The sequence below is a fragment of the Microtetraspora sp. NBRC 13810 genome (assembly GCF_030268685.1).
Taxonomy (GTDB): Bacteria; Actinomycetota; Actinomycetes; order Streptosporangiales; family Streptosporangiaceae; genus BSRQ01.
Genome location: NZ_BSRQ01000045.1, coordinates 1 through 5839, shown reverse-complemented (window position 1 = coordinate 5839; position 5839 = coordinate 1). Strand labels below are relative to the sequence as shown.

Below are 5839 nucleotides of genomic sequence, written 5' to 3'. Positions count from 1 at the left end.
TGGGGTGTTCACGAGTGGGTCTGGCCTGGGACGGAAAGATAGCGTAAAGATCGCTTCCCGCACGGAAAGTGATCGTTTCCCGCATTGAGCGTCGTGGAGCTCTTCATGCTGGAGACGATCGTGTTCCTCGTATTCGGCTTCACCGGTGGCGCTTTGCGGTCCAGGATTGATCACATGAACGCGAATCCTGGGCGTCCGCGTCTGTTACGTGAGTTGAACGATCGCGCTGCGGTGGAGTTGCTGGCGTCGTCCGGAGTGCTGACTCGGGCTCAGGTGAGCGAGATGACCGGGCTGTCGAAGGTGACGGCTAACCATGTCTTGTCTCGCTTGGAGGAGCGTGGCTTGGTTATCAAGGTCGGCGTGCAGGAGGGTGGACGGGGGCCTTCCGCGGCTCTCTACGGGCTCAACCCGTCGTGCGGGTATGTGATCGCGATCGAGGTCTACCTGGACACGACGAGAGCCGTTCTTACCGACATTACGGAAGGTGTGCTGGCTGAGACGACGGTCTCGACCGATGTCACTGCGGATCCGGCCGCAGTGGTGCACACAATCGTGGAAGACCTCATCCAGACCGCACAGATCGACATGGCGCGGGTGCAGGCGTGCGTGATCGCTCTGCCCGCCGTCATCGATCCCGTGACGAGCGACATTCGCTTCTGCTACGACATGCCCGCGTGGTGCGGGAATGTGATCGAGATCCTGCGCCAGAGGTTGCGGCTGCCCGTCACGATCGACAATGACGTCAATCTCGCCGCGATCGCCGAGCGCGCGGCGGGAGTCGCGAGCGAGGCACGCAATTTCGTGCTGGTCTGGATCGGGCGTGGGCCTGGATCGGCTGTCATGGTGGGCGATCAGTTGTTGCGGGGGACGATGGGCGCGGCTGGTGAGCTTGGTTGGATGCCTGTCCCTGGAGCGGTCGTGAGCGACGGCGGCTTTGATCGCAGCCGCCATGAGGTGGGTGCGGCCTTCCAGTCCCTGGTGGGCTGGCGGGCGGTGCAGGAACTGGCCAAGCGGCACCAGATCGTTGCCGATGATGCCGCGCAGAGCGTGGCGGCCGCCGCAGGGGATGCTGCCGCGGGGAGCATGACGGGGGCGGCCTTCCTGGATGAGTTGGCGCGGCGGATCGCGTTGGGGGTCGCTTCTATCTGCACGGTTCTCGATCCTGAGCTTGTCGTGCTGGGCAGTCATGTCGGTGCCGCCGGGGGTAATGAACTGGCCGGTCGCGTTCAGCGGGCTGTCGCTGGCATGTGTCTGGCCCGGCCTCGGGTGGAGCCAAGCACGGTTCTGGACTGGCCCGTGCTGCGCGGGGCTGTGCTGGTCGGTGTCGACCAAGCGCGTGAGCGGGTGTTCTTTGGCGATCTATGAGCAGTGGCGGCTGGCCCCATGACGTGGCGTTGCATGCTGAATGAGTGGCGGGCGTCTTGATCGCCGACTTGCGGATGAGCCGGATCTGCCGTCCCCCACGACGGCGGGGCGGACTGCGCTCTCCAAGACTCTGCGGCGAGGGGTCGCCTCAAGGCGGCGCACAGCGAGTGGTTGTCGAGCCATCCGGCGGGTCTGTGGTCGCATAGAGAGCTGTGCTGGGTGGTGGAACGACCGATTGCAGATGTGTCTCTTCACGCGAGCCGCAAAGCCATCTACAGTTACGTTTTGCAGGCACCATGTGACTCTTTGCAATCACAGGTTTCTGCGGGTTACGCACGGCGCCAGTATGTGGAGGTCGGGCATGACGTTGGGCGAAGCATCGCTGCTGGAGCAGCTGGCTGCGGACGAGGAGTCCGTCCGCGGGCAACTTGAGTCGTTGCGTGAGCAGGTGGCGGCCCTGGAAGAGCGACTGAGCGACCTGGCCACCGCCCGGCGAATAGTCACGCCGATGCTGGTCGGACGATCCCGGCCCGAGCAAGCGTCCCCTGGCGGCGCATCTGACACCCCGACGCACGCCTCGCCGGAGGAAGCCGCGCCGGCGCCGAAACCGGTCGCCGGGCTCGACAAGCAGGTCGTTGTGATCATGGCGAGTTCCGGGCGGACGATGCGTGCCAAGGAAGTGGCTCAAGCGCTGGGCGAGCCCGACGTGCGGGGGCGAGTGGAGACCACCCGAGCACGGCTCAAGCGGCTGACGGCGCTGGGCTGGCTGACCCAGCACGAGCCGGGCCTGTTCTCCATCGCCGCGGGCATCAATGGCCACGCGCTGGGGGGAGTCGCCAACGACGAGGCATAGAGCAAGAGACACATCGCAGGTCAGGCGCTCAACAACGACGGTCGTGCGGGCGCCGGGCCAGACGAGCAGGGTGCCGCCGAGATTAGGCCCTCGGCGGCACCCGAGGTTGCGTGAGCACCCTCCAGGTTCTAACTGACAGTGGCTCGCGCACTCCCGAGAGTAACTCGAATGGAGCCTCTTGGGGAGGCGTCGAGCCTGGATTTCCCCTGCCCTGCGATCGGCAGGGCAGGGGCGGGAAGGATCGACGATGCCCTCACCAGGGCGAGAAGGGATCCGGCACGAGTCAGCTTCCACCGGTCCCGGTGGGCGAAGTGGGCCACAGCCGGACGGCCAAGCCGGCCTCCAGTTGGGCAATGGTGGCCACATCCGGCCAGCAACGCCCGACGACCACGTCGTTGACGGTCTGCCGGTTCACCCCACTAACCTCGGCCAGCCGGCGGAAACTCAGCCCCCGCTCGGCCATCACTCCTTGCAGAGCCGCGGCGATGGCCTGGACGACGGCGGCGGCCGGATGGCCGGACAGATCCGCGTGGGGCCAGTTCTCCGGGTCGTCGGCCAACTCCCGGGGAGAGCGGGAACGCCCGCGTCCTCCGACCATGACAAACGGCTCCTTTCGGTAGATGTCGTCGCCCTCCGTAACGGCAGGTTGTCCTGCCGCTATGGATGGGGTGTGACCCTCGACGCGGAAACCTCGGCCACAATCACCGGCTACCGACCGCAGCAGACCCTGCCGGAATGGGAACAGATTGCCGGGCACGTGCGGATGCTGGTCGCCGCCAGCGCCGACCGCTCCCCCTACCGCGTCGAGCGGCTGCTCACCGCGACCACCCGCCTGGCCGTGTGGTGTCACCGCTCCGGCCTGCCAGATGACCCCGAAGTGTGGTTGCGGCACGAGACGATCGACGCGTTCATCCTGACCGGCTGCACCGACCTGGCCCCGAGTTCGGCGCAGACCTACCGCAGCTGGCTGCGGCACATGCGCGCCACGCTGGCCTGGCTGGAACGCGGCGAACAGGCCCCACCGCCGATGAAGGCCCCCAAGAAGGTCAGCCCGCCGTACTCGCCGGCCCAGCTCGGCCGCCTTCGCGGCTGGGCTGAACACCTGCCCGGCCAGGCCAGCGGCGACGCGCTGGCGTTGATGGCGCTCGGCTTCGGTTGCGGTCTGACCTCTGGAGAGGTCGCCGCCGTCCGGACCGGGCATCTTCGCCGCCTGGACTGCGGCGCGGTCGTGGTCACCGTCCCCGGCACGCAGCGGTTGATCGTCTGCCGCGCCGCCTGGGAGGACGTCCTGATTCACGCCACCGACCAGCCGGGCGACCGGTTTGTGTTCCGGCCCGGGCGCGCCGCCCGGCATGCCAAGAACCTGTTCAGCTCCTGGACGGCCCGCCACCGGCCGACCGGCGGCCTGCCCGCGTTGTCGGTGCGCCGGCTGCGCTCCTCGTGGATCGTCGAGCTGCTGAGCGCGCGGATCGACCTGGGCGTGGTGGCCGCCGCGGCTGGGATGAGCACCTCCGCGCTGGCCCGCTACCAGCACTTCGTCCCTGCTTTGGACGAGGCCACCGCGGTCGCGCTGCTGCGCGGCCGCACCATGTGAGTGCGGCGAAGCCACGCGCCTGGCCGCCGCGCACCACCCGAGCCCGAGCCACCCGGCCCCGGCCTCCCGCCAAGCAGAGGGCACAGATCCCTGACGCGGTCGTCAGTCACTACGCCCGGCTGCTGGACGACTCCGGCGTCCTGCCGCTGATCGACGCCGAACTCGGCTCGAGGCCCGGCCCGCCTGGGCTGCCGATCGCCGCGGTGCTGACCTGCCTGTTGCTGTCCATCAATCACACCGGCAAGGCCACGCTCGTCGAGGCCTGGCGGATCGCCGCGTTCTGCCTGACCGCCACCGCACGCCACCGGCTCGGCCTGCCCGACATCAACCCCGAAGATATCCACCAGGTGCTCGCCTCCTCCCGCCGCTTCTACCGGGCCTTCGACCGGCTGACCACCGTGCTGGATCCGGCCCGCCACGATCGGCGCGCCCGCCTGCCCCAGCATCAGGCCGACGCGCTGGCCGACGCGTGGGAAGATGACGACCCAGCACGCTCGCGTAAGCGGGAACTGCTGCAGGACATCGTCACTGCGCTGGTGCTTACCCCGGTGCGCTGGGCCAAAGGCCGGGGCTACCTCCGTCACTTCCGCGGCGATGTCGGCATCGACACCACCGCCGCCCCGGTCTTCGCCCGCCCACCCCGAGCCCGCCGCTCCACCGGAGAACTGATCGCCTCCACCGAGATCACCGCAGGCTGGCACCACTCCGCCGGAAACGGCCCACCCGAGTACGGCTACAGCGTCACCCTCACCGTCGCCGCCCGCACCCACTCGGTTTCCGGGTCTTTCCCGCAACTGGCGCTCGGCCTGGTCCTCGACACCCCACACAAACGCATCGGCGCCAACGCCATCACCACCCTCAAACCCCTGGCCGCCCTCGGCTTGCCCGCAGCATTCGCCGTCGTCGACCGCGCCTACACCGACCAGCAGCCCGGCCACTTCGCCCAGCCCGCACGAGAGCTCGGTTACCGGCTCGCCCTCGATTACAAAGTGGATCAACGAGGGGTGCAGGGCAGCGCCCACGGCGCCCTGCTCATCGACGGCAGCCTGGCCTGCCCGCTGATGCCCGACAGGCTTGCCCAGGCCACCACCGGCCTGGACGACACCGCCATCCGCACCCCATCGGAAGAACTCACCGCGCTCATCAGCGCGCGAGAGCCGTACTTGCTGCGCCTCAAACAGAACGCGAACACAGGCGGCAACATCCGCTTCCAATGCCCAGCAGCAGGCACCTCCCCATCGGTCACCTGCCCCCGTTTCGACCGCCTCCACCAGCGCGGACCCACCCGGCCCACCGCGGTCGACCTCACCGACACCCGGCAACGAGGCGCTCACCTCGCGGCCAAACCCCGCGTCCTTCCCCCACAGACCGACCTGAACGCCGGCGAACTGCCGAGGATCTGCCACCAGCACACCATCACCGTCCGCAAGGACGACCTCGGCCACCTCGACAAGTTCCGCCAGGACGTGCCTTACCTCAGTCCTGCCTGGATCGGAACCTACAAGTCCGTCCGCGCCAACACCGAAGGCATCAATGGCAGGATCAAAGGACACGACCTCGACCTCGGCGATCCCAAGAACCGGCTCGCCCACGGACGCGTCGCCCAGACCATCCTGATCGCGTTGCTTGTCGCGGTCGCCAACGACCACTTCCTCGATCAGTGGCGCCACACCCACCAGCCCCAAGACGAGCCCGTCACGCTCGCCGACACTCCACAGACTCCAGCCGGGCCCTTCGACGGCACACCACCCGCAGGCCAGAGCAGGCCACCACCCACCCCATAAGCCGCAAAACCCGCCACCCCGCCGCAGCGCCCCGCTCACCGTCGGCTTCGCCATGCCCAACGGCCGAATCTTGCTCCCCCACCAGCGGCCTGACACCACCCGGGCCTTCCCAGACACCCGCTCCGCAGTCCCCAAACCAGGACGAACCCGACTCGGAAACCCCTGAAACGACAAGATCCCGCCTGATCTCGATGATCAGACGGGATCCCGTCAACTTCAGTCCAGCCGTTTCAAGAACGGCCC

At 68.0% G+C, this 5839-nt stretch carries 5 protein-coding genes; 4 read left to right on the top strand and 1 reads right to left on the bottom strand.

The window, feature by feature from the left end; genetic code table 11:
• Positions 1-105 precede the first annotated feature (105 nt).
• Together QSK26_RS41295 and QSK26_RS41290 are read left to right on the top strand one after the other, a co-directional pair.
• On the top strand, positions 106-1365 hold the full coding sequence (locus QSK26_RS41295; protein WP_285780831.1) for an ROK family transcriptional regulator: 1260 nt from the start codon (positions 106-108) through the stop codon (positions 1363-1365).
• Between the two features lie 361 nt (positions 1366-1726).
• Positions 1727-2218, top strand: coding sequence for a hypothetical protein (locus tag QSK26_RS41290; RefSeq protein ID WP_285780830.1), 492 nt, complete (start codon positions 1727-1729; stop codon positions 2216-2218).
• A 283-nt stretch (positions 2219-2501) separates the two neighbouring features.
• On the opposite strand, the gene QSK26_RS41285 is transcribed toward QSK26_RS41290, so the two are convergent.
• Positions 2502-2816, bottom strand: coding sequence for a helix-turn-helix domain-containing protein (locus QSK26_RS41285; protein WP_285780829.1), 315 nt, complete (start codon positions 2814-2816; stop codon positions 2502-2504).
• A 72-nt stretch (positions 2817-2888) separates the two neighbouring features.
• Here QSK26_RS41285 and QSK26_RS41280 point away from each other — a divergent pair, with 72 nt between their 5' ends.
• Together QSK26_RS41280 and QSK26_RS41275 are read left to right on the top strand one after the other, a co-directional pair.
• Complete coding sequence (locus QSK26_RS41280) at positions 2889-3812, top strand: hypothetical protein (RefSeq protein ID WP_285780828.1); 924 nt, start codon at positions 2889-2891, stop codon at positions 3810-3812.
• A complete protein-coding gene (locus tag QSK26_RS41275; RefSeq protein ID WP_285780827.1) occupies positions 3809-5596 on the top strand; it encodes a hypothetical protein in 1788 nt (595 codons plus the stop codon). Before QSK26_RS41280 ends, QSK26_RS41275 begins: the two co-directional genes overlap by 4 nt.
• Positions 5597-5839: the final 243 nt, after the last annotated feature.

What these genes read in the sequence shown, in the direction of transcription:
- QSK26_RS41290 (WP_285780830.1), top strand. Translation starts at nt 1,727, where the DNA reads ATGACGTTGGGCGAAGCATCGCTGCTGGAGCAGCTGGCTGCGGACGAG.
- QSK26_RS41285 (WP_285780829.1), bottom strand. Translation starts at nt 2,816, where the DNA reads ATGGTCGGAGGACGCGGGCGTTCCCGCTCTCCCCGGGAGTTGGCCGAC.
- QSK26_RS41295 (WP_285780831.1), top strand. Translation starts at nt 106, where the DNA reads ATGCTGGAGACGATCGTGTTCCTCGTATTCGGCTTCACCGGTGGCGCT.